Origin of the sequence: Levilactobacillus paucivorans, from assembly GCF_001437125.1 — a bacterium.
GTDB classification, from domain to species: domain Bacteria; phylum Bacillota; class Bacilli; order Lactobacillales; family Lactobacillaceae; genus Levilactobacillus; species Levilactobacillus paucivorans.
This window is the reverse complement of record NZ_JQCA01000034.1, coordinates 1-956: the sequence shown is the minus strand read 5'-3', so window position 1 is coordinate 956 and position 956 is coordinate 1. Positions and strand designations below refer to the sequence as shown.

General features: G+C 39.9%; 2 protein-coding genes. Both read right to left on the bottom strand.

What is annotated here, in order from left to right:
• The coding region (locus IV54_RS02860) for a Fic family protein (protein WP_057877890.1) at positions 1-515 on the bottom strand (515 nt) is incomplete at its 3' end.
• Positions 516-565: 50 nt separating this feature from the next.
• Positions 566-763, bottom strand: coding sequence for a hypothetical protein (locus IV54_RS02855; RefSeq protein WP_054712554.1), 198 nt, complete (start codon positions 761-763; stop codon positions 566-568).
• Between the last annotated feature and the right edge of the window lie 193 nt (positions 764-956).

Sequence of the window (956 nt, the reverse complement as noted above, 5' to 3'; positions counted from 1 at the left end):
GTCGCCGTCCTTTTGTTCCCGTCCCAAAAGATTTGTTGGCGCATATTATGATACATGACAGTCAATGCTTTATCAGTAATCGTCGTTCCTGGATCAGCCAAGATTTTTTGTAAAAAGGATTGTTCTTGTTTTTCGTTAATTAAAGGTGGTTCAAAAAAGTCTTCACTACCTAAATCAACTCCTCCTTTCCCTTGCCGTAATTCTCCCGGTACTAAGGCGTCTTCCGCTGCCACAATCTTGTTGATTTGTTTTTCCATGGTTAACGTTAAAGGGGAATTTTGAGCAGTGATATATTGCCACCCACGCTTTAAATTAACAATCGTCAAAACATCTTCAACAGGTACTCCTGCTACGCTCATACCGTCCATAATAGTTTGTGTTTGTGGCAAAGTGGTATTAACGCCTTCAAAACGAGCATTAGTATGCACTAACTTGGTAAAGTTTGCTCGGGCAAACCGTTGGTTTTCTGCAGCTGTGAATTTATACTTGTCCATATATGTTCGAGTTTTAGCCATATTTTGTGCCTCCTTTCTATTTCAGTCACTGATTATTTGACCTGTCCATGTTAAATCACGAAATGCTTTTCATTGATGATTTGTTCTTGGCGTTTATCTAAGAGGTAAGTGTGTAGCGCGTCAAACAGCTTGCGTTTATCAGGATCTGGATTATGGGCTGCTTGTTCCCAAATGTCTTGAATATTGACTGCCCAGGGGTCAGCCAACAATTGATCAATTGTTTCGATTTCTTTGCTGGGTTTGGTCATTTAAAAAGCTCCTATCCCGTTTTCTAGCTCAGCTATCGTCAATTCGGCCACTTAAGGCACCTATTTTTACTTCTAAGCGATTTTAAAGCAGTCTTAATATAATTATGCATGTAACACTTAAAACGGCTTAAACGAGCCCATATGACGTTTAATTTCAAGAACGCTCATTGTCAGTGTTCTGTTCTTCGGGGTG